At 41.6% G+C, this 25392-nt stretch carries 23 protein-coding genes; 5 read left to right on the top strand and 18 right to left on the bottom strand.

Translation table 11 applies throughout. The features are described from left to right. Positions 1-2: 2 nt before the first annotated feature. Positions 3-3086, bottom strand: a complete 3084-nt coding sequence (locus QYC40_RS01910; protein ID WP_301992091.1) for a SusC/RagA family TonB-linked outer membrane protein — start codon at positions 3084-3086, stop codon at positions 3-5. A gap of 11 nt (positions 3087-3097) precedes the next feature. After that, the gene (locus QYC40_RS01905) at positions 3098-4285 is read right to left on the bottom strand and encodes an ROK family protein (RefSeq protein ID WP_301992090.1); all 1188 of its coding nucleotides are present in this window, start codon (positions 4283-4285) and stop codon (positions 3098-3100) included. Between the two features lie 203 nt (positions 4286-4488). On the opposite strand from QYC40_RS01905, the gene QYC40_RS01900 reads away from it, so the two are divergent. The 3 genes from QYC40_RS01900 (at position 4489) to QYC40_RS01890 (ending at position 7402) form a co-directional block, all read left to right on the top strand. Further along, positions 4489-5700 (top strand): acyltransferase family protein, encoded by a 1212-nt coding sequence (locus QYC40_RS01900; protein ID WP_301992089.1) that lies wholly within the window; start codon positions 4489-4491, stop codon positions 5698-5700. 118 nt (positions 5701-5818) lie between these two features. After that, positions 5819-6097, top strand: coding sequence for a 30S ribosomal protein S15 (rpsO, locus tag QYC40_RS01895; protein WP_149527210.1), 279 nt, complete (start codon positions 5819-5821; stop codon positions 6095-6097). A gap of 399 nt (positions 6098-6496) precedes the next feature. Then, positions 6497-7402, top strand: a complete 906-nt coding sequence (locus QYC40_RS01890) for a WD40 repeat domain-containing protein (RefSeq protein WP_301992088.1) — start codon at positions 6497-6499, stop codon at positions 7400-7402. Here QYC40_RS01890 and QYC40_RS01885 read toward each other — a convergent pair. From QYC40_RS01885 to dacB, 5 genes are all read right to left on the bottom strand, one after another. Next, positions 7380-8168, bottom strand: coding sequence for a hypothetical protein (locus QYC40_RS01885; RefSeq protein WP_301992087.1), 789 nt, complete (start codon positions 8166-8168; stop codon positions 7380-7382). The genes QYC40_RS01890 and QYC40_RS01885 overlap by 23 nt on opposite strands. Before the next feature lie 96 nt (positions 8169-8264). Next, a complete protein-coding gene (locus QYC40_RS01880) occupies positions 8265-8747 on the bottom strand; it encodes a GAF domain-containing protein (protein ID WP_301992085.1) in 483 nt (160 codons plus the stop codon). A gap of 72 nt (positions 8748-8819) precedes the next feature. Then, entirely contained in the window at positions 8820-9404 is a 585-nt protein-coding gene (ruvA, locus tag QYC40_RS01875; RefSeq protein WP_301992084.1) for a Holliday junction branch migration protein RuvA, read from the bottom strand. Positions 9405-9413: 9 nt separating this feature from the next. Then, on the bottom strand, positions 9414-11693 hold the full coding sequence (locus QYC40_RS01870; protein WP_301992082.1) for an NADP-dependent malic enzyme: 2280 nt from the start codon (positions 11691-11693) through the stop codon (positions 9414-9416). 39 nt (positions 11694-11732) lie between these two features. Continuing rightward, complete coding sequence (dacB, locus tag QYC40_RS01865) at positions 11733-13163, bottom strand: D-alanyl-D-alanine carboxypeptidase/D-alanyl-D-alanine-endopeptidase (RefSeq protein ID WP_301992080.1); 1431 nt, start codon at positions 13161-13163, stop codon at positions 11733-11735. A gap of 128 nt (positions 13164-13291) precedes the next feature. Between dacB and QYC40_RS01860 the strand changes: the two genes are divergently transcribed. Next, on the top strand, positions 13292-15067 hold the full coding sequence (locus QYC40_RS01860; RefSeq protein WP_301992078.1) for an aminopeptidase P family protein: 1776 nt from the start codon (positions 13292-13294) through the stop codon (positions 15065-15067). A gap of 409 nt (positions 15068-15476) precedes the next feature. Here the strand turns inward: QYC40_RS01860 and hisIE are convergent, their stop codons facing one another. From hisIE to QYC40_RS01810, 10 genes are read right to left on the bottom strand one after another with little or no spacing between them, the layout of a single operon-like run. After that, on the bottom strand, positions 15477-16061 hold the full coding sequence (hisIE, locus tag QYC40_RS01855) for a bifunctional phosphoribosyl-AMP cyclohydrolase/phosphoribosyl-ATP diphosphatase HisIE (protein WP_301992077.1): 585 nt from the start codon (positions 16059-16061) through the stop codon (positions 15477-15479). Positions 16062-16073: 12 nt separating this feature from the next. Then, positions 16074-16829 (bottom strand): imidazole glycerol phosphate synthase subunit HisF, encoded by a 756-nt coding sequence (gene hisF, locus QYC40_RS01850; RefSeq protein WP_301992076.1) that lies wholly within the window; start codon positions 16827-16829, stop codon positions 16074-16076. A 1-nt stretch (position 16830) separates the two neighbouring features. Beyond that, on the bottom strand, positions 16831-17583 hold the full coding sequence (locus QYC40_RS01845; protein WP_301992075.1) for a HisA/HisF-related TIM barrel protein: 753 nt from the start codon (positions 17581-17583) through the stop codon (positions 16831-16833). 15 nt (positions 17584-17598) lie between these two features. Further along, positions 17599-18189: an imidazole glycerol phosphate synthase subunit HisH gene (gene hisH, locus QYC40_RS01840; RefSeq protein ID WP_301992074.1), complete on the bottom strand. Its 591-nt coding sequence runs from the start codon at positions 18187-18189 to the stop codon at positions 17599-17601. Between the two features lie 34 nt (positions 18190-18223). Further along, entirely contained in the window at positions 18224-19363 is a 1140-nt protein-coding gene (gene hisB, locus QYC40_RS01835; protein WP_301992072.1) for a bifunctional histidinol-phosphatase/imidazoleglycerol-phosphate dehydratase HisB, read from the bottom strand. A gap of 2 nt (positions 19364-19365) precedes the next feature. Then, positions 19366-20421, bottom strand: a complete 1056-nt coding sequence (gene hisC / locus QYC40_RS01830; protein ID WP_301992071.1) for a histidinol-phosphate transaminase — start codon at positions 20419-20421, stop codon at positions 19366-19368. Positions 20422-20476: 55 nt separating this feature from the next. After that, positions 20477-21388 carry a ribonuclease Z gene (locus QYC40_RS01825; RefSeq protein WP_301993726.1) on the bottom strand — a complete coding sequence of 304 codons (912 nt, stop codon included), beginning with the start codon at positions 21386-21388 and terminating at the stop codon, positions 20477-20479. Between the two features lie 4 nt (positions 21389-21392). Beyond that, positions 21393-21770 carry an STAS domain-containing protein gene (locus QYC40_RS01820; protein WP_301992070.1) on the bottom strand — a complete coding sequence of 126 codons (378 nt, stop codon included), beginning with the start codon at positions 21768-21770 and terminating at the stop codon, positions 21393-21395. A gap of 12 nt (positions 21771-21782) precedes the next feature. Continuing rightward, entirely contained in the window at positions 21783-22733 is a 951-nt protein-coding gene (locus QYC40_RS01815) for a phosphoribosylaminoimidazolesuccinocarboxamide synthase (protein WP_301992069.1), read from the bottom strand. Positions 22734-22766: 33 nt separating this feature from the next. Continuing rightward, the gene (locus tag QYC40_RS01810) at positions 22767-23741 is read right to left on the bottom strand and encodes a PhoH family protein (protein ID WP_301992068.1); all 975 of its coding nucleotides are present in this window, start codon (positions 23739-23741) and stop codon (positions 22767-22769) included. Between the two features lie 256 nt (positions 23742-23997). Here QYC40_RS01810 and QYC40_RS01805 point away from each other — a divergent pair, with 256 nt between their 5' ends. Further along, positions 23998-24786 carry an S-adenosyl-l-methionine hydroxide adenosyltransferase family protein gene (locus QYC40_RS01805; RefSeq protein ID WP_301992067.1) on the top strand — a complete coding sequence of 263 codons (789 nt, stop codon included), beginning with the start codon at positions 23998-24000 and terminating at the stop codon, positions 24784-24786. Between the two features lie 35 nt (positions 24787-24821). Here QYC40_RS01805 and QYC40_RS01800 read toward each other — a convergent pair whose 3' ends face one another. Then, positions 24822-25265: a hypothetical protein gene (locus QYC40_RS01800; RefSeq protein WP_301992066.1), complete on the bottom strand. Its 444-nt coding sequence runs from the start codon at positions 25263-25265 to the stop codon at positions 24822-24824. Positions 25266-25392: the final 127 nt, after the last annotated feature.

The raw sequence follows: 25392 nt of genomic DNA, 5'->3' as shown, positions 1-25392 counted from the left end.
AATTAAAATCCTAATGTTAGGTTAATGAAAAATGATCTTGACGTTGGAGTCGAGAAATTCTCAAATCCTGTCGCATTGGAGTTGATCGAGAATACAGATTCTGGGTCAATTCCATTCGCATAACTCTTGATCATCCATGCGTTGTTCACAGTAAATGCAATTTTTGCACGCTGTAAGACATTGCTTTTCAATATTGACGATGGTAGGTTATAGCTCAACGTAATATTTCTTAAACGAATATTCGTCGCGTCGTAAATATTCTCTTCACTGATACCGAGATTACCTGAATTCGTCACCCGATCCCAGTATTGTTGTTGAGAAACCGATTTCGTATTTTCTTTATAACTCGCGCCGTCTACAACCACGCCATCTACAACGAAATTATCGCGTTTACCACCTGGTGCAGTGATATCTGCCACACCATTACGTTGTAAATTCAGGTTTGTACCTGAGAAAAACTCACCGCCGAAACGACCGTCAATCTGGAAAGATAAACCGATATTTTTGTAGGAGAAGCTGTTGATCCAGCCAACTAATGCCTTCGGTGCTTGGTTACCCAATAATACGGCATCTGTCGTTTGTGGTAATCCATTAGCATCTAAAATCTTTTGTCCGTAAAATGGGCTTGCCGTATCTTCCACACGACGGTATTTTGTACCGTAGATATTTCCATATAGCTCGCCAGCATTTGCGCGAACTGCAAGATTATCAAACCCACCTAACGTATAGTTTTTAATCTCGTCAGTCAACTCGATAATCTTGTTTGTATTCTTCGAAAAGTTTACCGAAGAATTCCAGTTTAAACCTGCGTCAGACTGTAAGATTTGACCATCTAAGGCAATCTCAAAACCTGTATTTTGAATATTACCAGCATTGATCAATTCTGCTCTGAAACCACTCATTGGATCCATAGGAACCTCAATGATTTGATTTGTAGCATTGTTTTTATACCAAGCAAAATCTAAACCTAAGCGGCTGTTGAATAATCTCGTATCAAAACCAAATTCTAACGCTTTAATCAATTCATTAACTAAAGCAGGGTTGAATTTCACTTCGTCATAGCTACCAACCGCATTGCCATTTGGATCTTTCCCAACCGCATAGCTGTTGTATAATTGATAAGGTCTTGTATCATTTCCTACCTCAGCATAAGACCCTCTCACTTTTAAGAAGCTGATAAATTCAGGAAGGTTGCCCCCTCTTTTTCTGATCATGTCAGAAATTACTAAGGATGTACTAACCGATGGATAGAAGAAAGGATCTGCTAATGTCGATGACCAATCTTCACGACCTGTTAATGTCAAGAACCAGAAACCATCGTAGTTAACCTCTGCCGTAGCATAAATCGAATTGATTTGTTTTCTGTTGTTCAACTGATCAACCGCCGGGTTACCCACACCGTTTTGTACGGAGAAGAAGTTTGGAACCTCAAGCTCACCAGCATTCACATTCAACATCGTCTCGTTCGATTTCATGATCTGACCGAATAAGGATCCTGACAATCCCCATTTGCTACCACCTAACTCATCTTTTCTAGCATGTAATGCTAATGTATAGTTACGCTCAGCAAACTCTGTTTTACCGTTTGCATATTTACCGTTTGCAGCCATAGGACTACCGCCATATGTACGGTTATCAAAACGCGTCACGTATGAATCCATACCTGTACGTGCTTCCGCGTCTAACCAATCTGTTAGCTTATACTTGATATTTGCATTCATCATATAACGATTTCTAACGTCGTTATTTTGCTGGTATTCCGCTAACCAGTAAGGGTTGATCGAGTTCGTCGTCCCGTACCAGTACATCTTTCCGGTGTTCGTCAATGGGTTTTTGTAATCCAAAATACTTAATGATCTAGGCATGGTGAACAAGGTGCTATAGGCATTTCCATTGTTCTGGCCAGATGTAGGACGGTTTACCGCATTGTTGTTCATGTATTGTACTTTGACATCTGTGCTCCAACGTTTGTTTTCGCCGAAATTAGAAGTCACTCTTGACATCAAGTTTAAACGCTCTAAACTAGATCCAGGAATCTTGCTTTGATCATTCAAATACGTTGCAGAGGTATACACGCTTGTATTTTCATATTGTTGTTGGAATGAAATATTCTGCGTATGATTCACGCCTGTCTTAAAGAAATCTTCGATATTATTATAAGCTTGGTACGTAGATCCCATTTCCGGACCCCAGCTATATAATTGCAAATTATCAAAAACACCATCTTTACCTTGAGCAAAGGAATTTTGCAGTTTTGGCAAAGTGAACAAAGTTTCTAATCCTAATGTTGATGAATAAGTAATTCCTGTGCCTTTCTGTGCTCTACCCGATTTAGTCGTGATAACAATCGCGCCGTTACCCGCACGTGAACCGTATAACGCTGAGGCAGCACCACTCTTCAACACCGACATGCTTTCGATGTCTTCCGGGTTGATATCCCCTAAACCATTACCCATATCGGTACCTGGGTTCCAGAAGTCGTTATTTGCTAAACCATTACCACCTTTTGAACCTAAGAAATTGTTCATCGGAACACCATCTACGATAATTAATGGTTGGTTATCGCCTGCTAAGGAGTTATTACCGCGTAAAGTAATCTTTGTTGAAGAAGCAGGACCTGCCGAACCTTTGATCACCTGTAAACCGGCCACTTTACCCACTAAAGCATTTGAGATATTTGTTTCTTTCGCATCCGTCAGCTGCTCGCCTTTTACCTCCTGAAAAGAATAACCAAGGGATTTCTTTTCACGCTTGATACCCATCGCCGTTACGACAACCTCATCAATCGACGTATCGTCTGCCTGCAGTGTCACATTATGTGTTCTCGAGGACACCGTAATCGTCTGCGTGGTATAACCAACGATAGAAAAACGTAGTTTCTCGCCATTATTAGCGTCTACAGAATAGTTACCATTGGCGTCGGTTTGTCCCCCACGTGTAGTTCCCACTACCGTAACGCTAACGCCGGCAACTCCTGTATTACCATCTGTTACTCTTCCTGTAACAGCTTGTTGTGCGAAAATCGTCGTAATGCTTAATAACATTACTAACGATAGACTGCAACATTTTAAGTAAAAATTGCTCATTGTTGATGATTTTAATTTATAATTCTGTTAATTGCTTTTAAAATAAGTTTATCCAAATTGGCCACAGCAACACAGCCGCCACCTAATAATTGTACGTTCGCGGTGTCCGAAAACTCCAATCTCGTGTTTTTGGAAAGTCGCGGAATCGCAAATTCATGCAGCGCGCTTTGGATCTCTGGCAACAGGACCCGTTTTGCTTTAGCACCGCGACCCGAAATAATGATTTTCTCAGGATTGATGATATGGATAAGGGTTGCTATACCCTTTCCTAGCATATAACCGATTCTCCGTACCGCTTTTATCGCTAGTTGGTCTCCCGCATTTGCTGCCGCCAACAACTCATCTCCCGTAATATAGCCCTGTTGTAAATAAGTAGCTTGCAATACCGATTCTTCCCCTGCTTTCAACATATCATTAGCAAAGTCTCTTGCCGCCACCAAGGAAGCTTCCACTTCTAAACAGCCCTTCTTGCCACAAGAACACAACTTTGCCTGATCGGATAAAGGTATATGACTAAACTCTCCCGCATATCCACTGTGGCCACGGTAGAGATCATTGTCGATAATCATCCCTAAACCCACACCCCAATTCAAATTTACGACCAGGACGTCTCGAGCATCCACCCCTTTGCCGAAGTTATGCTCTGCGATTGCAATCGCTGTGGAATCATTCTCAACCTCCGTGCGAATGCCGAACTCTTTTTCAATATTTTCGCGAATCTTATAGAACGGCGAACTTTTATCGAAAGAATTGTTGAGTCCTTCAAATCCATCGACGAAACCAGGCAATGTGATTCCGATAACAAAGACAGAGGCTTGGTCAACTTGCTGTAAGGTTTTAGCAATCAGGCTACAAATTTTAATGAAGGCATCTTCGTTCTGTAACAAGATTTGCTCCGTCAATATTTTTGTCTGTGGTCTATTCGCAAAATCAAGGATAACCGCCGAGCTGTAGAATTGATCAATCGCAACCGATAAGATAAATGGCAGTGCCTTGGCATTTAACGCAAAACTTGCCGCACGTCGTCCTCCCGTAGATGGTGCCAGACCGTTTTGAATTACCAAATCTGAATCGATCAATTGGTTTATCGAGTTGGTGATGTTAGGCACACTCTTACCTACTGCTGCACTGAGTTCAGCAATCGATTGCGCCTTCGCAAAATATAATCGCTTGATTATCGATAATTTAAGCTTTTCCAACTTGGTAATATTGGGGTAAAGTTAAATTAATTTTTAGAAAACATACAAATACTTTTTAAAATATTTAAAAAGTTAATATAACTTACTTTGAGTCTGCTAGATTAGGATGTCTAATTTCTGAAATATTCACCAACCTTTCCAATATCTTAGCTAACGCGTTTTCAATACCGCTATAAATTGTAACTTAGTTTCAATTTATTACTATGAAACAACGTTACTACTCATTAGATGTCTTTCGGGGTGCGACGGTCGCCCTGATGATCATGGTGAACAATCCGGGAACATGGTCCCATATGTTTGCCCCCTTAAAGCACGCGCCTTGGCACGGTTGTACACCAACAGATTTAGTCTTCCCCTTCTTCTTATTCGCTGTCGGAAATGCGATGTCATTTGTGATACCTCGCTTACAGGAAGCTGGTGATGGCGTTTTTTGGAAAAAGGTTATTAAAAGAACAATTCTTATTTTCCTGATCGGATTGGGATTAAACTGGTTCCCATTTGTACAATGGGCAGATGGAGCCTTACAATTTAGAGAATGGGTAAGCAGCACGGATCCTGAAAAAGGCGTACGTATTTTAGGGGTTTTACAACGCATTGCCATTGCCTACTTCTTCGCTTCTGTCCTAGCCTATTACTTCAAACCTAGAAATCTGATTTACATATCCGCGGTCATTTTATTTGCTTATTGGGGCATGTGTGCATTCTTAGGTACGGGCGATCCTTATTCATTAGAAACCTGGTTCGGAACGGACTACGACAAAGCCATTCTAGGTGTTGCGCATATGTACAAAGGCGAAGGAATTCCTTTCGACCCTGAGGGACTAATGAGTACACTTCCTGCGATCATTCAAGTAGTATTTGGCTACTTAGCGGGTGTCTTTATCAAAAATCAAGGATCAGTTGATTGGCTGTGGACGAAAGTACCGGCAAGCAAGGAGCCGCATTTCAAACTGCTGTCAGGTTTATTCGTTACTGGTTTTATCCTAGTGGTTTTAGCTTGGACCTGGTCTTTAGGTTTTCCGATCAATAAAAAGATATGGACTAGCTCTTATGTGCTTTACACAACGGGACTAGGTATCATGACCATTGGAGGGATGATTTGGTACATTGAAGTCCAGGGCGTAAAAAATAAGCTCACGCAGTTCTTCGATGTATTCGGAAAGAACCCATTGTTCATTTTCGTGTTGAGTGGTTTACTCCCGAAAGCATTAGGCTTGATACGCATACCTGCAGGTACAAATGAAGCCGGCGAAGCGATATTCTCCAGTCCTTTATCCTGGTTCTATAAGAACATATGCGCTCAAATACCAGGTCCACCAGAATTGGGATCTTTCGCATATTCCCTAGTATTCCTTGTATTTATGTGGGTAATCTGTTACTGGTTAGATAAAAAGAAAATCTATATCAAAGTTTAATAGGCCTAAAACCCTGTTTTTGAATAAATTCTCGAAAATAAATTTTAACAATCCAATTGGAGACACTATCTTTGCGACCAATTAATAAATTTTTTAACGCTTCAATATTATTCAAGAAATGTATTTAAGTAAAGAGTACAAAGCTGATATCTTCGCAGAATTTGCAGGTGCAGCAGCAAACACTGGTTCTGCAGAAGGACAAGTAGCTTTATTCACTAAGAGAATTGCTCACTTAACTGGGCACTTAAAAAACAACAGAAAAGATTTTAACACACAACGTTCTCTACAAAAATTAGTAGGTAAGCGTCGTTCATTATTAGCTTATCTGTACAAAAAAGATATCGAAAGATACCGTGCTATCATTAAAGCATTAGGTTTACGTGATATCATCAAGTAAGCTTTTAGTACAAAGTTTTTTAGAACCGTCTTTGAGATAATCAAAGACGGTTTTTATTTGTTTAGATTTTAGACAATAGATATTAGAGTATTGGAGCCGATTAGTCTCCTTTTTTTTGCTGTCTTGAACCAGGAAAGAAAGGATTTGAGGATTGGCAGGATCATGTATGATGTTGTGCATACCGAAATCTGACGCAATACTGGATCATGATCATCCTAAAATCCTTCCTTTCCTGGTTCAGACGAGTAGTTATTAGTTAGACCTAAATAGGCGTATTGTCTTTGAACCAGGAAAGGAAGGATACAAGGATCAGCAGGATCATGTCTAAAATCTACTGTCTAATGTCTAATATCTAAATACTAACTACTATTAAGCATATTCCATGTATCTTTGTGTACCATGCAGAACAATATCGAAATCACCTTAGAAGCCACTTTAGCAGGTCATCAAAATCCGATTTTCACACTTGCGCAGCCGAATAATTCCCAGCTACTCTACACGGCTGGAAATGACAAGGGTGTCGTTATTTGGGATTTGGAAAAGATGGCATTCCAAAAGCTTCTATGTAAAGTCGGTTCATCAGTGTATGTACTGAAAGCGATTCCCAATACGAATCTATTAGCTATCGGCATGCGTTCAGGACAGGTATTGCTATTGGACAGCACTGATCAGACCTTAGTGGCCAATTGGAAGACGGAGCATGGCGCAGTCTTCTCAATCCAGATTCTAATGGATAAGCAAGAGATGATCGCGATTGGTGAGGAAGGATACGCTTATGTTTGGGACCTGCGCACTTACCAACTCTTATACAGGTTTAAAATCGCAGAAACTACGGTTCGCACGATTGCGGTATCCAACGATCAGCAGCAACTCGCATTCGGTGATAAAAACGGTGTAATCCATGTTTACCAAGCCGATGACTATCAAGAGCGCATTAAAAAGCAGATTCATAGCATGCCGGTCACCAGCTTAATTTATATGAATAACCATATCATCTCCGGCGGTCGCGATGCCCAACTCTTCAAGCTGGAATCCAATAACTTAGATACCATACAGCAGATTACCCCGCATATGTTTACTGTCTATAGTATTGATAACGGCGGACATGATGATATTTTTGCTACAGCAAGTCGTGATAAGACCTGGAAAATCTGGAAAGAAAAAGACCTCACACTCTTAAAAAATGTGTCAAGAGATCGTTTCTATGATTCACACCATTTGTCTATCAACGCAATGATCTGGAATAAGGATAGGATTTTCACCGTCTCCGACGATAAGTTGGTTAAGGTATGGAAGTTGAGCTAGCTTGTGCTGCCAGGTTATTCGATGCCCTTTTGACATTACAACGGTAAAAGTTGTACATGGAAATTAATGTCCCCAAGCCAAACAAGATGTACAGAATAATAAGAATATTATGCTCATCATAGGCAGGTTGATTTAAATTCTGGTATATCACACCGAAAATCCCCCATGTAAAAGCAACAGAAACGGTTGGAAGCATCTTCTTAAAAGAGTAATACATCGCCATACCGAAGGTTATAGTTAATATAGTGACATCGACCACATACTGTTGCGTTTCGGACTGAATCACACCGGCTTTCACGAAGGTCGAGACAATATTAAATGTAAATACGAACAGTAACCAGCCGGTGTACATACCGAAAGCCAATCGAATAAAATATTTGGTAAAGGAGTTAGCAGTCAATTTCTCGATCTCCATTCGATTGTTGATAATCAATAAGCTAATGATACAAGCAATGGTAAACAGTACAGAGAGAATCATGTATTGATTCAACTTCAACACCATACTCATGCCACAGAATACCTGGTTGAGGATCAACATATAATCTATGCGCATTACTTTGCGAACTGTACGCATATTTAAATGTTCGTTGCCCGTTTCGCGATACATCAATGCGGTCACTATGATCATCGTCATGGCAATGATTAACCAAGCTTTAAAAGTAAAGTCTGCAGGCGTAAGATGAGTCGGGAATAAATTGAACGCACGAAAGAGTGAAACCCCAAAAAAGGAATTCGCATCTATGATCAAAATCCAGATGAAATTCAAACTGACAATAATCAGGTTAAATAGAGCTAGGTTCCGAACTCCATGCATGTTAATACTTAGTTAGTGTTGGTCTGTACGTTTGTTGAACAAATATACTTAAATAATGTTCTCTACGAAATATTTTATTATTTGTGGAAGATATTTTACATCCGTTTCATCAAATGTGTTTAATTCGGCACTATCTACATCCAATACGCCAATGCAATTTCCATCTCGGAGGATAGGAACAACAATTTCTGATTTCGACAAAGAACTGCATGCAATGTGGCCCGGAAACTCTTCCACATTCGGCACAACCAGGGTTTCTCGCTTTGCCCATGCTGTACCACAGACTCCTTTGTTGTAAGCAATACGTGTACAAGCCACCGGACCCTGAAAGGGACCTAAAACAAGCTGCTCGCCTTCCACCAGGTAAAAGCCAACCCAAAAGAAGTTAAACTGCTCTTTTAAAGCGGCCGCAATATTGGCCATATTAGCAACCTGATTCGTTTCCCCACTGATGAGGCCCTTTATCTGTGGAATTAAGGAAAGATATTGATCCTCCTTGCTACCCTGTGCGATCGATAAATCTTCTGCCATGTTCTGAACGTATTTTTGAAGTGCTGAAAAGAAAATAGAATTAAAGGAGGAATAGAAACTTCCTCCTTTGTATTACAGCCTTTTTAAAGCTGCTTTAATAAGTTGTTCAACAGTAAGATCAGGGTCTGTTGTCGTAATGACCTGAAGTGCCTTCTCTGCCTGTTGCTTAGGAAAACCTAACATAACTAAGGCTGTCAATGCTTCTTCTACTGAAGAAGGTTTGCTCACAACCAATGGGATTAATGCATCAGGGCCTTGTTTCTTAAGCTTATCTTGGAGCTCAAGAATAACGCGCTGAGCGGTCTTCGGACCGATGCCTTTAATCTTTTGAATAACATTAACCTGCCCGGCAACAATCGCTTGCTGAATTTCCTCAGGGGTAATTGAAGATAACATCATGCGTCCGGTATTCGGGCCGATACCAGATACCGATATCAAATGATGGAAGAGATGGCGCTCCGCCTCTGTCGCAAATCCGAAAAGCGTTTGTGAGTCCTCACGAACCTGGAAAGAGATAAAGAGCTTGCAATCTTCCTGATCCTTAATCTGGCTAAAAGTGGTCAATGAAATATGCACGTAGTACCCAATTCCGCCTACCTCGATAACAACATGGGTAGGCGCTTTGAATACTAGTTTTCCTTTAAAATATTCGTACATCTCGAAAGTTTATTTGTTCATTGCCTGATGCTCAATAGCATCCACAACAGCAATAGTAACCATATTAACAATCTCACGAACCGAGCTGTCTAATTGCAATACGTGTACTGGTTTGTTCATACCCAACAGGATAGGACCCACAGCCTCCGCATTTCCAACAGACTGCAATAGTTTGTAAGCAATGTTTCCTGATTCTAAGTTCGGGAATACCAACGTATTTGCAGGCGCACCGTTCAATGTCGAGAATGGGAAGTTATCCGCAAGCATTTCACTGTTCAATGCAAAGTTTGCTTGAACTTCGCCATCTGCAACAATCTCCGGATGTTCTTTGTGTAAGATTTTTACCGCATCACGAACTTTATCAGAGATAGCGCCATCATTCGAACCAAAGTTCGAATACGATAGCATCGCTAGACGAGGTTTCACGTTGAAACGTTTTACTGCAGCATCTAATAATACGCTGATCTCCGCAAGCTCCTGCGCATTCGGGTTCTCATTCACCGTCGTATCACCGAAGAATAATGGCCCTCTTGAGGTCATCATAATATACATACCTGCCACGCGAGATCCTGGTTTAGCACCAATAACCTGCAATGCCGGACGAATCGTCGAAGCGTAGTTTCTCGTTAATCCTGAGATTAAAGTATCGGCATCGCCAAATTCTACCATACTCGCTGCAAAGTAGTTTCTGTTGGTCATCAACTTACGAGAATCCAATTTATTGATACCGCGACGTTGTCTCTTGCTGTAAAGATGGTCGGCATATTTCTCAAATCGCTCTGATTTAGTTTCTGCTAGCGGGTCGATAATCTCCACACCATCTAATTCGAACGCATATTCCTCAATCAAACCTTTAATTTTTTGCTCATTACCCAACAGAATAGGGAATGCGATTCCTTCTTCTTTCACAATCTGAGCCGCACGTAAGGATTTGTAATTATCTGCTTCCGCAAATACAACTCTTTTTGGGTTGTTTTTCGCTTTCGCTGTCAAGTTTCTGATCAAACGGTCTTCTTTTCCTAAACGTTTGTGAAGCTCCTCGCGGTATGCCTCCCAATCTTCAATAACTTTGCGGGCAACACCAGATTCAATAGCTGCTTTTGCTACAGCGATAGAAACTTCTGTAATCAAACGAGGGTCAGTAGGCTTAGGGATAACGTAGTCTGCTCCGAAGCGAATGTTATTTACATTGTATGCAATGTTAACTTCTTCAGGAACCGGTTGCTTCGCTAATTCAGCAATCGCTTTTACTGCCGCAATCTTCATCGCTTCGTTGATTGCTGTAGCACGTACGTCTAAGGCGCCGCGGAAGATGTAAGGGAATCCCAATACATTGTTTACTTGGTTCGGGAAGTCAGAACGACCTGTACCCATAATTAAATCATCGCGAGTCTCTACTGCTAGCTCATAAGCAATCTCCGGATTAGGATTGGCCATCGCCAATACGATTGGTTTCGGAGCCATCGATTTCAACATCTCAGCAGTCAACACATCTGCCTTTGATAAGCCGATAAATACATCGCTGTTTTTTACCGCATCTTCTAAGGTATGGATATCACGGTCCGTTGCCCATTCTGCTTTTGTAGCATCTAAGCCCTCTCTGTCAGTACGGATAACACCTTTGCTATCCAACATGACAATATTTTCTTTGCTAGCCCCAACCGCTACATACATCGCTGTACATGAAATAGCAGCTGCTCCAGCACCGTTTACCACGATCTTTACCTCCGAAATATTCTTACCTTGCAATTCACAAGCATTAATCAATGCTGCGCCCGAGATGATCGCTGTACCGTGTTGGTCATCATGCATCACAGGAATGTTCATCTCCGCCTTCAGGCGACGCTCAATTTCAAAACACTCCGGAGCTTTAATATCTTCCAGGTTGATACCGCCAAATGTTGGCTCCAATGCTTTTACAATATTTACAAATTCATCAACATTCTTCGTGTCCAATTCAATGTCAAACACGTCGATATCAGCAAAGATCTTAAATAATAGACCTTTACCTTCCATCACCGGTTTACCCGCTTGCGCGCCGATATCACCTAATCCTAAAACGGCAGTACCGTTACTGATTACAGCAACAAGGTTACCTTTCGCTGTGTATTTGTATGCATCTTCACTGTTTTCTGCAATTGCTAAACAAGGCTCAGCAACACCTGGTGAATATGCCAATGATAAATCTCTCTGTGAACTGTGTGGTTTTGTCGGAACGACTGCAATCTTTCCGGGACGTCCCATCGCATGGTATTGCAGAGCGTCCTTTTTTCTGTTGTTATTGTTCATAACGTTTCTAAATTTACTATTCTAGTAGGTTGTTGTTCTCTATTTTAATACATCCAATAATTTAAACATCTGCTGACGCATGCGTCCGGCTCCTCCGTGGTAGTTGTTTATTAATAGGGAGAAGGTATAGCTCGTGCCATCGGCCGCTGTTTGGTAGCCGGTATAGCCCAAAGTCCCCCCGATGGTACCGCTTTTCATAGTCATGCCATTGATCGTTGGAAGACCTTTCTTGAAATCTGCAAACCAAGGTCTGCCCTGTGCATATTGCATGACGCGTGCTAGAGCGTTGCTCGTTACCCGATTTTGAGGAGATAATCCCGAACCATCGTAGGTTTTGATCTCACCAACAGGCAATTTCAACTTATTCTCCCAATATTTAGCTACTAATGTCGCCGCATCCTCGGTCTCATATTTATTTGCTGAGATTCCGCCGATCGCTTTCAATATCGCCTCGCCATATAAATTAATGCTTTTTTGGTTGAACCAATGTACAATCTCGATGAGCTTAGGCGATTGAATGGTTAATATCTTCTGTTTATTGGCGTCCCAATTGCTAATTCCCGCGTTTTTCAACAAGGTTGCTGTCGTAATCATACTGTCTGCTACGACAATAGAATCAGCTGTTAATGCCTTCGATAAATCATAAACTAAGCTTAACGCAGGGTCTGGAGTAGAAAGCTCGATTGTCTTTTTCAGATCAGCGCCATATGTTCCACGTAGATAGATAACCTTGGAATAAGGTGCCGAATAACCATAAACATTATCTCCAGAGCCATTTGATCCCGTAGTTACTTCGTTGATAACCTGATAGAATGGCGGAATATTATGCGATTTTATACTTGCGGCAGCACCTGGGCGACTCACAGAGAAATCAACATCATAAGCATTTTCTTTCCAGTTCAAAGCCGATACGCCCGCACCGTAGTAGTTGCCCATATCCGTCCACATCCAGGTCCCCGGAACTTGATTGCCCTTGTAAAACTTATCATCTGCAATCACAAGACCATTGATTTGTTTAATGCCGAGCGCCTTAATCGCCGCTTTCCATTTATTTAAAACAGTTTCAGCATTATGCGTCGGATAGCGCTCGCTACCCAAGGTTGGGTCGCCTAAGCCTTCAATGATCAGATTGCCATTCAGGGTACCGATGGAATCAACGGCTCCGGTATAATATAGGTGCGTCGGGAAAGTATAGTCGGGCCCTAGCAGGTCTAAAGCCGTTATGGACGTCATCACCTTCAAGGTAGAAGCGGTGGGAAGACCAATTTTGCTATTCTCCTCAAATACAATTTGTCCGGTTTTGGAATTGATTACCGTTAGTGCCGCAACCCCATTGGTCAAAGAGGGCCCATTTTTAAATTGCTGATAAGCATTTTGAATTTTTGTCTTCGCCTCTTGCGCAAAAGTAGTTTCAATTCCTCCAACTACTAAAAGTGCTGATAAACAAAGACAAGAAAAAAATCTTCTCATAGGAAGCAAATATCGCATTATAGTCCACAAGTAGTACATAATTCTTGTAAAATTTCAATTCTATGATGAAGTAAAACTTTTAATTACTATAGTTTTTATAACTTGCACAGATTATTAAAAATAACATAATGAAATACATCGAAAAATTAGCTTCCATCCGCCAAGTGATGAAAGAAAAGGGTGTAGATGCCTATATTATTCCTTCCTCTGACCCGCATATCAGCGAATATCTTCCAGATCGTTACAAATGTATAGCATGGACTTCCGGCTTTACCGGTTCGGCAGGCACACTTGTGATTACACAAGACTTTGCAGGTCTATGGACAGACTCTCGTTATTTTGTACAGGCAAACGAACAACTAGCGGGTACAGGTTTCGAATTGGTTAAATTACAAGCGCAAGGAAAACCTGAATATGTAGGCTGGCTAGCGAATAAGTTGCAAAAAGGACAAGTAGTCGCTTTCGACGGTAACCTTGCAGCAGTTGCTGTAGCACAAGCTGTGCAAGAGGAATTGCTTCCTTTAGGTATTCAAGTGGATGGTCATATCGATATCCTTGCAGATGTCTGGGAAGGACGTCCGGAATTGCCTACGGCCAAGGCATACCTGCTCGACTTCGCTACAACCGGTCAAAGCACAAAAGATAAATTAACGGCAATCCGCGAAAAGCTAAAAGCAAAGCGTACGACCACACATTTCGTATCATCCCTAGACGACTTAGCTTGGATATTGAACATCCGGGGGAACGACGTAAAGTGCAATCCTGTTGTATTGGGCTTCCTTTTGATCGACGGAAATAGAAATACATTGTATATCCAATCAGGTAAGTTATCAGAGGTCGATGCAGCCAGCTTGAATGCATCCGGTGTTACAGTGGAAGATTATGAAAAGGCTTTCGAAGCAATCCGTCATGTAAAGAGCGAGAATATATTATTGGATCCAAAGCGCACCTGTTTCGCGATCTATGATGCCGTTCCGGATAGCGTAAAAATTATCGAGGATATGAACCCTTCAACCTTATTGAAGGCTGTAAAGAACGAAACAGAATTGGAGCACACGCGCAATGCAATGCGCAAAGATGGTGTTGCCCTAACGAAGTTCTTTAAATGGTTAGAAGAGAATGTCGCTTCAGGAAATTTAAGCGAAATTTCCATTGCCGAGCGCTTGCAACAATTCCGTTCAGAATTAGACGGCTTTGTGGATATTTCATTCGATACGATTGCCGGATATTTAGAGCACGGCGCTTTGCCACACTATAAAGCAACCGATGAAAGCAATGCAACCTTGAAACCAGAGGGACTATTATTGGTAGATTCTGGAGGTCAGTACCTTGACGGTACAACAGATATAACACGCGTGGTATCGCTGGGTAACATCACAGCCGAAGAACGTATAGACTATACTTTGGTGTTAAAAGGGACCATCGAAGGTTCTACCGCCATTTTCCCGAAAGGTACGCGCGGTTACCAAATCGATGCAATTACAAGACATCCATTGTGGAGCAAACTTCGCAACTACGGACACGGTACAGGTCATGGCGTTGGTTTCTTCTTGAATGTTCACGAAGGCCCGCATGTATTCAATGCCGCCGCTATCGACATTCCTATTGAAGCAGGCATGATTACCTCCATCGAGCCTGGTTTGTATCGCGAAGGACAATACGGAATCCGTATCGAAAACCTGGTACACTCCAAAGTAGTCGAATCTAATTACTTCGGTGAGTTTATGGACTTCGAAACATTAACCGTATGTTATATCGCTACAGACTTAGTCGATAAAACAATTCTTGATCAAAAACATATCGACTGGTTGAACCAGTACAATAGTTGGGTATTCGATCAACTAAGCCCAAGCCTTTCCGAAGAAGAGAAAACTTGGTTAGCTGAGAAGACGAAAGCAATTTAAAATAAAAACAGCCCTGAAAAGGGCTTTTTTTATTTTAGACAGTAGATATCAGATTTTAGACATTAGACCGTCTTTGAACCGGGAAATAGTAGTTAGTACTTAGTACTTAGTATAAAGACCTATGACGCCAGAGCCTGTGAATCCTTTCAAAATAGTAGTTAGTACTTTGTACAAAGACCTATGATGTCAGATCCTGCTCATCCTTTCAAAATAGTAGCTAGTAGTTAGTACTTAGTATAAAGACCTATGACGCCAGATCCTGCTCATCCTTTCATCCTTTTTTTCCTGGTTCAAGACAAAAGAGCAAAAACAAAGACTCAAAAACCTCCCCTTCAGGACAGCAAAAAAAAGGAGCCTAATCGGCTCCATACTCTGATATCTAAAATCTAATGTCTAATATCTAGACCCCCTAATGCCTTCCTTCTAAATTCTTGGCGATATCTTTCAGGCTGATTCCTTTTTCGCGCAATAGCACGATTAAGTGGAAAAGTAAATCTGAAGATTCGTTGATAAAGTCGTGCTCGGTTTCATTAAGTGCAGCAATCACGGTCTCCACGGCTTCTTCTCCGACCTTTTGAGCGATCTTATTAATTCCTTTACTACGAAGTCTATTTACATAAGATTCTTCGCTAGGGAAGTCAAAACGGTCCTTTACGATAGCTTCTAGCTTAAGAAGGAAGTTCTGATTGTATTCGGTATTGAAACAGCTTCTGCTTCCGGTATGACAAGTAGGTCCTGCAGGATGGACTTTAATTAATAAAGTATCATGATCACAATCGATATGTGAGCTTACCACTTCCAAAAAGTTGCCGCTCTCTTCACCTTTTGTCCAAAGTCTATTCTTGCTTCTTGAATAAAAGGTTACTTTATTTTCTGCCTGGGTCTTATTCCAAGCTTCTTCATTCATGTAACCCAACATCAACACTTCCAGTGTTTGATCATCTTGAATTACAACAGGCACTAAACCGTCGCCTTTATTAAAATCTATTGTCATCCTACAAATAGCTTATAGTCTTACAGGTATTTGATTTTCCTGTAAGGTTTGTTTCAATTCTGGAATTAGTATTTCGCCGTAGTGGAATACGGAAGCCGCTAGTGCAGCATCCACCTGCGCCTTTTCAAATACATCAACAAAATGCTGTTGATTCCCTGCGCCTCCAGAAGCGATTAAAGGAATACGTATCTGCTTATTTATTTTATCAAGTAAATGGATATCAAAACCATTCTTGGTGCCGTCATGATCCATGGATGTCAACAAGATCTCCCCAGCCCCTCTGCTTTCAGCCTCTTTGATCCAGTTTTCGGTCTCTATATCGGTAATGTCTCTACCCCCTCGTAAATGCACATAATTCTTATCATTTACAAAGCGTGTATCCACCGCAACGACAACGAACTGTACGCCAAAGGTAGCCGCCAACTCATCGATGAGCTTTGGATTTCTAACCGCAGCTGAGTTAATCGAGATTTTATCCGCTCCTGCGTTCAATAGTATGTCCGCATCTTTAAGCTCGTTGATACCTCCGCCAATTGTAAATGGAATATTGATCTGCGAAGCAACCGCTCTTACCAAATCAACGGTCGTTTTCCGGCGCTCATGTGTTGCTGTGATATCCAGGAATACTAATTCGTCCGCGCCTTGTTGCGAGTATTGCCAAGCGAGCTCTACAGGGTCACCCGCATCCCGAAGATCAACAAAGTTGACTCCTTTTACGGTGCGACCATCCTTTACATCTAAACAGGGAATTATACGCTTTGCAAGCATGCTAGAAATTAATTAGCGCTTTTAAGTTCCAGTCTTTGATCTCTTCAATCGTAATGCGTTCTTCATAAATTGCTTTACCCACAACCACAGACTCCATTCTTCCCAAAGCATTTAGCGCTTCAATATCCGCCATCGAGCTAATACCTCCCGAACCGATCAATTTAATGATAGGCGAGTGATCCAATAGTTTTTGGTATAACTCTACTCCTGCACCACCTAGTTTGCCGTCTTTTGAAATATCCGTACATAGGAAACGGTAGAAACCTAGGCTTAAGCATTTGTCGATGTATGCTACCAATTTGATTGGTGAGCTTTCCAACCAACCTGAGTATTTGATAACCTCATCCAATACGTCGATTGCAATAACGATGTGATCCGCATATTTAACGCGTCCCTCATTCAACTTGCTCAGTTCTTCCAAGAAAGTCGGATTAGTGATTGCTTGTGTTCCAACGATTACACGGTAAACACCTGCATCCACCAATTCTTTCACCTTTTCGATGCTACGAACACCACCACCATACTGTACTTTCATTTCCGTTCTACGGATAATATCGAACAAGTAAGCTTGATTGCTGAAGTCGCCTTTTGCGCCATTCAGGTCGATAATATGAACAATCTCGGTACCATTAGCATGGTATTTCTCGATTTGTTCCTCTAATGAAATAGGGTATGTCGTTACGTCGTCGTAGTTTCCTTCTCTTAAGCGGACAACCTTTTTGTCCAACACATCAATTGCAGGTATTATATACATATTCGTTAATTTCGGTTAAAACTTAGCAAAGTTAATCAAAAGTTGCTCTCCTGCAGTCCCTGATTTTTCGGGGTGAAATTGTACCGCCCAGAAATTATCCTTGGAAATTGCTGCAGAAAATGGTAATCCATAATCACATCGAGCTATGGTATAGGTTGCATCATACTCTATGAAGTAAGAGTGCACAAAATAAAAATAGGAATTATTCGGAATGTCTTGAAAAAGAGGGCAAGTATTTTCAAATTCGATGCTGTTCCAGCCCATATGCGGTACTTTTTGCTGAATCCTTTCCTCAAAATGTAACGTCTTGAGCGGGATAATCCCCACTAAATTAGAGTTTCCCTCTTCCGAAAAGTCAGTTAGCAATTGCATCCCAACACAAATTCCCAGGACGGGCTTCCTCAATTGTCGGATAGGCTCCACCATTCCGCGTGCCTCAAGCTTCGCCATTGCAGCACCCGCATGACCTACGCCGGGAATAATAATCTTTTCATATTGCTCCAGTTCCTCCGGAGTATTCACCATCCCGTACGCTATATTCAGGCGCTTTAAAGCTGCAGTAATAGAAAAAATATTGCCAGCTTCGTAATTTACAATCCCAATCATACGCTTTCCTCTAGCCTCAGCGGCTCAAAAAATCTTATAATACGCCTTTCGTGCTCGGCAGCTGCATATTCTCAGCATCGCGACGAACGGCTTTCTTTATTGTTTTAGCAAGGGCTTTAAAAATAGCCTCAATTTTGTGGTGCTCATTATCACCGCTGGCCTGAATGTTCAAATTAGACTTCGAAGCATCAGAAAAAGACTTAAAGAAATGGAAGAACATCTCTGTCGGCATATCCCCAATTTTCTCACGTTTGAATTCCGCGTCCCATACAATCCAGTTGCGACCACCGAAGTCCAATGCTACTTGTGCCAAGCAATCATCCATCGGTAATGTATAAGCATAGCGCTCGATACCACGTTTATCGCCTAGTACTTTCAAGAAAATCTCGCCAAGCGCAATACCGGTATCTTCAATGGTATGGTGCTCATCGATATGCAGATCTCCCTTTGCCTTGATCGTTAAGTCAAGCGCACCATGACGTGCCAGTTGATCTAACATATGGTCGAAGAACGGCAAACCGGTATCAATATCCGATTTCCCCGAACCATCTAAGTTAACTTTGATATAAATATCTGTTTCATTCGTTTTGCGATGATGCTCCGCAACGCGCGTACCTAGCTTTAGAAACTCGTAGATAGACTTCCAGTCCTTCGTTTCCAAGGCAATGGCATCATTCTCGAAAACATGGTTCTCTAATTTCCCCAACTCATCATTATTACGAAGCCAGATTGCTTTAGCCCCTAGGTTCTGTGCTAATTTTACATCATTAACGCGGTCACCAATAACAAATGAGTTTTTTAGATCGTATGCAGCCTCATCGAAATATTCAGTCAACATCCCAACTCCTGGTTTTCTTGTTGCTGCATTTTCATGAGGAAAAGTCTTATCGATATGCTCCTTTACGAATTCGACACCTTCACCTTTAAAAGTCTCGATCACAAAAGAATGTACCGGCAGAAACTTATCTTCCGGATGTGAATCTGTACCTAAGCCGTCTTGATTCGAAACCAATACCAGGTCAAAATCAAGTTCCTTAGCAATACGAGGTAAATATTGAAGTGCACCGGGATAAAACTTTAGTTTCTGAAAAGAGTCGATTTGCTCATCTTCAGGTTCCAGAATCAAGGTTCCATCTCTATCGATAAAAAGAACACGCTTTAATTGATCAGCCATTATTATTTATAGTAAAAGGTTTGGATTGCTTCTAATAACCGTTCGTTTTCTAGTTTTGTACCCACCGTCACACGTAGGCAGCCCTCACATAACTCCACTTTCGAACGATCGCGAACAATGATGCCCTGCTCTACCAGGTTACTGTATAAAGCGCGCGGTTCCGCTAATTTCACCAAAACAAAATTAGCATCCGAAGGTGTAATATGTTCAACTTGTTCCAGCGCTGACAGCTTAGATACCAATATCTCCCGTTCAGCAACCGTTGCTTTAATCCATTCGTTAATGATATCTACCCCTTCCAGCGCCTCTAACACTAGATCCTGTGTAGCTTGGTTGATATTGTAAGGTGGTTTAATTTTATTGAAAACGTCGATAATCTCTTTGCTGGCAAAGGCTAAACCCAAACGCAGTGCCGCCAACCCCCAAGCCTTTGATAGCGTTTGCAAGATGACTAAGTTTTGAAATTCGGGTAAGGCCTTTGTAAAAGACTTTTGTTTAGAATAATTGATATAGGCCTCGTCTACCACCACGATACCAGTAAAATTCACAAGTATCGTTTCAATATCCTGTGCGTTGATACTGTTTCCGGTAGGGTTATTCGGCGAGCAGATAAAGATCAACTTTGTATGTTGGTCGATTGCTTCTGCTATACCGTCCAGATCCAGCTGATAATCTTTCGTTAAGTTTACTTTTCTAACTTCCACATCGTTGATATTGGCAGAAACCTCATACATACCATAGGTCGGAGGTACCAATATCACATTGTCCAATTTCGGCGTACAAAAAGCACGATAGAGAATATCAATCGCTTCATCGGAACCATTTCCAAGGAATATATTCTCGGTCGGAACGCCTTTTATCTTCGAAAGTTTATGTTTGAGTTGATGTTGTAAAGGGTCAGGATAACGGTTGTAATCATGCGGTAGTGGCGATCCAAAAGCATTTTCATTTGCATCAAGCCAAACCGAGGCTTCACCTTTAAACTCATCTCTAGCAGATGAATAGGGAACCAATTTTCTGATATTGTCCCTAAGCAGCGCGTTTAAGTTGAACGACATGTTAATGTTTATAAAAAATTAGAGCTGTAAATATGAGGAAAAATTAATTAAATCACTAGACTAAAAACCATTTACCTTCGGTTGAAAGCTCCGTTGCCGGGAAAACTGATTGTGCTTCTTCCAACAAGGGCGTCAATGTTTTATATCTCGCGGAGTAATGCCCGAGCAGCAATTTCTTCGCTCCCACCTCATGGGCAATTTCCGCGGCCTCCAAGCTCGTGGTATGGAAGGTCTCCTTTGCACGATCGACCATCTCATGTAAGAACGTCGACTCATGGTAGAGCAGATCTACGCCATGTATGGTCTTCAGGTAGATAGGATGTCGAATGGTATCGGAACAGAAAGCATAGCTACGCGATGCTGGTGCCGGAAAAGTAAGTTCAGATGCCGGGTAGACCTTCCCCTGTGGATCCACATAATCAATTCCACGCTTCAACGCAGAATAATAAGGTGCTGGGATGCCTAAATCTTCCACCAAATCCGCGCGAAGAATAGCATTGCGCTTACCTTCAGTAAATCGAAAACCAGTGCAAGGGATTCGATGTACCAACGGAAAAGAGGTAATCGATAGCATTCTCGACTCATAGATTACCTCTTCTTGTTCCGGGTTGGTGGTATGAAAAATAATATTGTAACGGATAACCGTCTCCGAATACTTGAAATGCAGATTTAGAATTTCTTCCAAGGGCGCAGGCCCATAGATATGCAAGTCCGATTTCCGGCCTACCAAATGCATAGAGGACAATAGCCCCACTAAGCCCAGGTAATGGTCACCATGTAAATGGCTGATAAAAATATGATTGATGCGATTGCTTTTAATACCATAACGCGTCAGCTGCATCTGCGTACCTTCACCGCAATCAATTAAAAACAATTGCTCGTTGTAATTAATGACTTGCGAGGTCGGATGACGCTCATAAATGGGCGTTGCTGAGCTGTTACCAAGTATTAAAACCTCAAAACGGATCATCTTAATTCAGCTCCTGCTTGAGGTCTAGGCGAATCTCGTTTCCAAAGATCAAATCCTTGGCCTTTTCCAGGTCCGTCGTAATGATAAAGTACTTATCCAAACCTAGCGATTTTATAAACTCTTTCACACCATCGTTCAGGTTCGTCAAGATAAAAAGCCCGCCAAGCGATTTACACAGTCTGCGTGCTAGCAGCCCCGTGCGAATACCCGCTTCATCAGTCTCCTTTACCTGATTCATGTCTAAGACAATGTTACGCTGTCCTCCAGTGTTGCGAAGCATAAACTCCCCTTTTAAACTTGCGGCAGCATTCCCATCCAACTTTTCTTGAAGAGGTTCAATCACCACATATCGCTCATGCTTATCTACCGTAAATTTCATAATATTTCAATGTTAGTATGTTAAGGTTTTTAGAGCCGACTCCACATTGCGTTGTACGCGATCCAAAACATCTCCTTGTCCCGGATAAACAAACTTCTCGCCTGTGATGTGCTCAAAAAGCTCAATATAGCGTTCTGAAATCGAATTTACAATTTCATCTGTCATTTCAGGTACATTTTGACCCTCTTTCCCCTGGAAACCATTCTCGATTAACCATTGGCGAACGAACTCCTTCGACAGCTGCTTCTGTGCTTCGGCTTTTTCCTGACGCTCCTCATAGCCTTCAGCATAGAAATAACGCGATGAATCTGGCGTATGAATTTCGTCGATCAAATAGATCTCACCATCATGCTTACCAAATTCATATTTTGTATCGACTAAGATCAATCCACGCTCTTTGGCGATTTCAGTTCCGCGTTGGAATAATGCCCGCGCGTATTTTTCCAATTGCGTATAATCCGCTTCGGATACTATTCCTTGCGCGATGATTTCTTCTCTAGAAATATCCATATCATGGCCAACGGCAGCTTTTGTCGTCGGCGTAATAATCGGCTCCGGCAATTTATCGTTCTCGCGCAGTCCCTCCGGCAATTTCACGCCACAAAGCTCACGCCCACCGTCGCGATAGGTTCTCCAAAGATGCCCCGAAACATAACCACGGATCACCATTTCTACTTTGAAAGGCTCACAACGCTTCCCAATCGTCACATTCTCATCTGGCACAGAAACGACCCAGTTGGGTAATATATCAGAAGTCGCTTGTAAAAACTTCGACGCAATCTGGTTCAAGACCTGTCCTTTATAAGGAATTGCTCTCGGAAGGACCACATCAAATGCCGAAATTCTATCCGATGCAACCATCACCAAATAATCATCGGCGATACTGTAAACATCTCTTACCTTGCCTCTATAAAAGGCTGTCTGCTTGTCAAAGTTGAAATTTGTTTCTTTTATTGTATTCATATCAAATGCGTTCTTCACGCGCTAATCTTCAAATTAAATATCTCCATAAGCTTCCAGAATACGTTTCACCAATTTATGGCGAACGACATCCGAACCACTTAGGTAAATAATATCGATACCCTCGATACTATCTAAAATCTTTACCGCATTCACCAATCCCGACTGGTTCTTTTTCGGCAGATCGACCTGCGTCATGTCACCCGTTACGATAAATTTTGCTGTAGGCCCCATACGTGTCAAGAACATCTTGAGCTGCATTTCGGTCGCATTCTGTGCCTCATCCAGGATCACGAAGCAATTATCCAAGGTACGTCCGCGCATAAATGCTAAAGGAGCAATCTCAATCGTTCTGTTCTCCAGGTAGCCCTTCAATTTCTCCGCCGGAATCATATCGTCCAAGGCGTCGTACAAAGGTCGTAAATACGGGTCAACTTTTTCCTTCAAATCACCAGGTAAAAATCCAAGATTCTCCCCTGCTTCTACCGCCGGACGTGTCAGGATAATCCGCTTGATTTCCTTGTTGCGAAGCGCTCGAACTGCTAGAGCCACCGCTGTATAGGTTTTACCCGTACCGGCCGGACCGATTGCAAATAAGATATCGTTCTTATTGATACTATCGACCATCCTGCGTTGGTTTGGTGTCCGCGCTCTAACAATCAGACCATTCGGGCCATAAACGATAGGCTCTCCTTTAAAAGCTCCCGATGTAGCCTCGCCCTCCTCTTTCGTCGCAATCACCGACGTACTAGGCGTAGCAACGCTGCCTAAAAGCCCCTCTAATTCTAATAAGGAAAGTGATTGAAACTGATTGACATGGGCGTGGATCGATTCGAATATCTTTTGGAATTTATTCCTTTCATTTTCTTCGCCTAGTACTTTTAAGCTATCTCCACGTGCCACGAGGCGCAACTTTGGAAATGTTTTTTTGATGAACTCAAAATTCTCATTTTGTGCTCCCCACAGTGTCGCTAAATTAACACCATCTAAGTTAATTTCTAATTCGCTCAAATTTTATCGCTATTAATGTTCTAGAATAAATATGTCTACCAATGTTAGTATCTCCTTAAAGATACCAATTATTCAAATTTCTCAAGCAAACTATTCGATTATTGACTCAAAAATACAAACTAATTGTGCAGAATTAAAAGCATTTGCGGCGATAAATTCAAATAGGATTTAGCAATCAGTTTACTTTTCCTACTTTTGTATTTTATAAATAAAATAAAACTTAGTACATTTCTCTTCAGAGGGTCTGAAAAAACAAATGGGAGTAATTACGTTAACCACAGATTTAGGACATCGCGATTTTTACCAAGCTGCGCTAAAGGGCAGTATTATATCGCAATTGCCGGATGTGCGGATTGTCGATATCTCTCATGATATTCCTTCATTCAGCATACAGCACGCCGCTTTTGTTATTAATAATGCCTATCCTTATTTCCCGAATAGAACAGTTCACCTGATCGGCGTAGACACCGTCTTTCAGGAAGGCGCACGCTATTTAGCGATGGCCTACAAAGGGCAATTCTTCGTAGGTGCCGACAATGGCATTCTCAGTATTATTCTTGGGGAAGATCGCGCTGATGAAATGGTGGAAATCAATATCATGCAGGACCTGCGTTATCTGCACTTCCCATTAGCGGATATCATGACTAAAGCTGCTTGTCATATTGCCAATGGCGGTAGACTCTCGGGCATTGGCATGCCAATCAATAACGCGATGCAGAAAGTAACCTTCCAACCGGTCTACAACCAGAACAGCATCAAAGGGCATGTCAGTTATATTGACTCCTTTGGCAATGTGATTAGCAATATCAGTAAAGAGCTGTTCAACAAGGTGCAGGAAGGTCGCGAGTTTATCTTGCGTTTCAAACGTAATGAAACGATCTCCAAGATGAGCTGGCATTACAACGAAGTTTCCGAAGGGGAAAAACTCTGTCTTTTTGGAATATCCAACTTCCTGGAGATCGCCATCAATAAAGGGCATGCAGCACAATTATTAGGTCTGCATCAGGATGAGACGATCTTAATCGAGTTTCTCGATAAACGTTAACCTAGCCCAGCTGCGATCAACAAAATCTGTTGCCTTTATTTGGGCTTCTGTACAATCTCAATTTTCTTAGTAGCATTGCCTACAGAGGCTACGAAACTCATCGCGCGCGAAAGCTCGCCTTGGTTTTCTTTTAGTAAGACACGGATTTTCCGGTTATCTAGTTTTTCTATGGAAAACCAATCATTCTCGAATTTATAGACAAAATCAAGCTTATTGTCTGCTTTCTTCGGGATATCCTTGGTATAGGATTTGACCTCCGAAAAATCCAGCATCTTATGGTTAACATATAAATCTGCAAAAAACCAATCAACATCATTGCTTGCGAGCAATATCGTATCTTTTGCCGCTGAATTGAATACCAAATTAGTATTTTCAAAGCTAGGCGGGGTTCTTAGCCCCACTTCTTTTGAACAACCTACAAATGCTGTTGACAGGAACAGCGTAACGGGAACAATAAATAAGTACTTAAATAATTTCATTTTGTATTTTTTATTAAATATAAAACTCTAAAATTAATTATTTTTCTTTAAATGCTTATTTATTATCGTTAAAATGTCATAAAACATCAGTTAACAAAACTCTATCTATTCATCATCAGTGCCCGTG

Origin of the sequence: Sphingobacterium sp. BN32, assembly GCF_030503615.1 — a bacterium.
Lineage (GTDB): Bacteria > Bacteroidota > Bacteroidia > Sphingobacteriales > Sphingobacteriaceae > Sphingobacterium.
The sequence above is the reverse complement of the archived record's forward strand: the minus strand, read 5'-3'. Positions and strand labels throughout refer to the sequence as shown.

Coding starts and splice junctions, on each gene's coding strand:
- QYC40_RS01880 (WP_301992085.1), bottom strand. CDS start 8,747: ATGGCAGAAGATTTATCGATCGCACAGGGTAGCAAGGAGGATCAATAT.
- QYC40_RS01820 (WP_301992070.1), bottom strand. CDS start 21,770: ATGAAATTTACGGTAGATAAGCATGAGCGATATGTGGTGATTGAACCT.
- QYC40_RS01800 (WP_301992066.1), bottom strand. CDS start 25,265: ATGAAATTATTTAAGTACTTATTTATTGTTCCCGTTACGCTGTTCCTG.
- hisIE (WP_301992077.1), bottom strand. CDS start 16,061: ATGACAATAGATTTTAATAAAGGCGACGGTTTAGTGCCTGTTGTAATT.
- hisH (WP_301992074.1), bottom strand. CDS start 18,189: ATGATTGGGATTGTAAATTACGAAGCTGGCAATATTTTTTCTATTACT.
- dacB (WP_301992080.1), bottom strand. CDS start 13,163: ATGAGAAGATTTTTTTCTTGTCTTTGTTTATCAGCACTTTTAGTAGTT.
- QYC40_RS01870 (WP_301992082.1), bottom strand. CDS start 11,693: ATGAACAATAACAACAGAAAAAAGGACGCTCTGCAATACCATGCGATG.
- QYC40_RS01890 (WP_301992088.1), top strand. CDS start 6,497: ATGCAGAACAATATCGAAATCACCTTAGAAGCCACTTTAGCAGGTCAT.
- QYC40_RS01900 (WP_301992089.1), top strand. CDS start 4,489: ATGAAACAACGTTACTACTCATTAGATGTCTTTCGGGGTGCGACGGTC.
- hisB (WP_301992072.1), bottom strand. CDS start 19,363: ATGGCTGATCAATTAAAGCGTGTTCTTTTTATCGATAGAGATGGAACC.
- hisC (WP_301992071.1), bottom strand. CDS start 20,421: ATGTCGTTCAACTTAAACGCGCTGCTTAGGGACAATATCAGAAAATTG.
- QYC40_RS01805 (WP_301992067.1), top strand. CDS start 23,998: ATGGGAGTAATTACGTTAACCACAGATTTAGGACATCGCGATTTTTAC.
- ruvA (WP_301992084.1), bottom strand. CDS start 9,404: ATGTACGAATATTTTAAAGGAAAACTAGTATTCAAAGCGCCTACCCAT.
- QYC40_RS01845 (WP_301992075.1), bottom strand. CDS start 17,583: ATGTATATAATACCTGCAATTGATGTGTTGGACAAAAAGGTTGTCCGC.
- QYC40_RS01815 (WP_301992069.1), bottom strand. CDS start 22,733: ATGAATACAATAAAAGAAACAAATTTCAACTTTGACAAGCAGACAGCC.
- QYC40_RS01910 (WP_301992091.1), bottom strand. CDS start 3,086: ATGAGCAATTTTTACTTAAAATGTTGCAGTCTATCGTTAGTAATGTTA.
- rpsO (WP_149527210.1), top strand. CDS start 5,819: ATGTATTTAAGTAAAGAGTACAAAGCTGATATCTTCGCAGAATTTGCA.
- QYC40_RS01860 (WP_301992078.1), top strand. CDS start 13,292: ATGAAATACATCGAAAAATTAGCTTCCATCCGCCAAGTGATGAAAGAA.
- hisF (WP_301992076.1), bottom strand. CDS start 16,829: ATGCTTGCAAAGCGTATAATTCCCTGTTTAGATGTAAAGGATGGTCGC.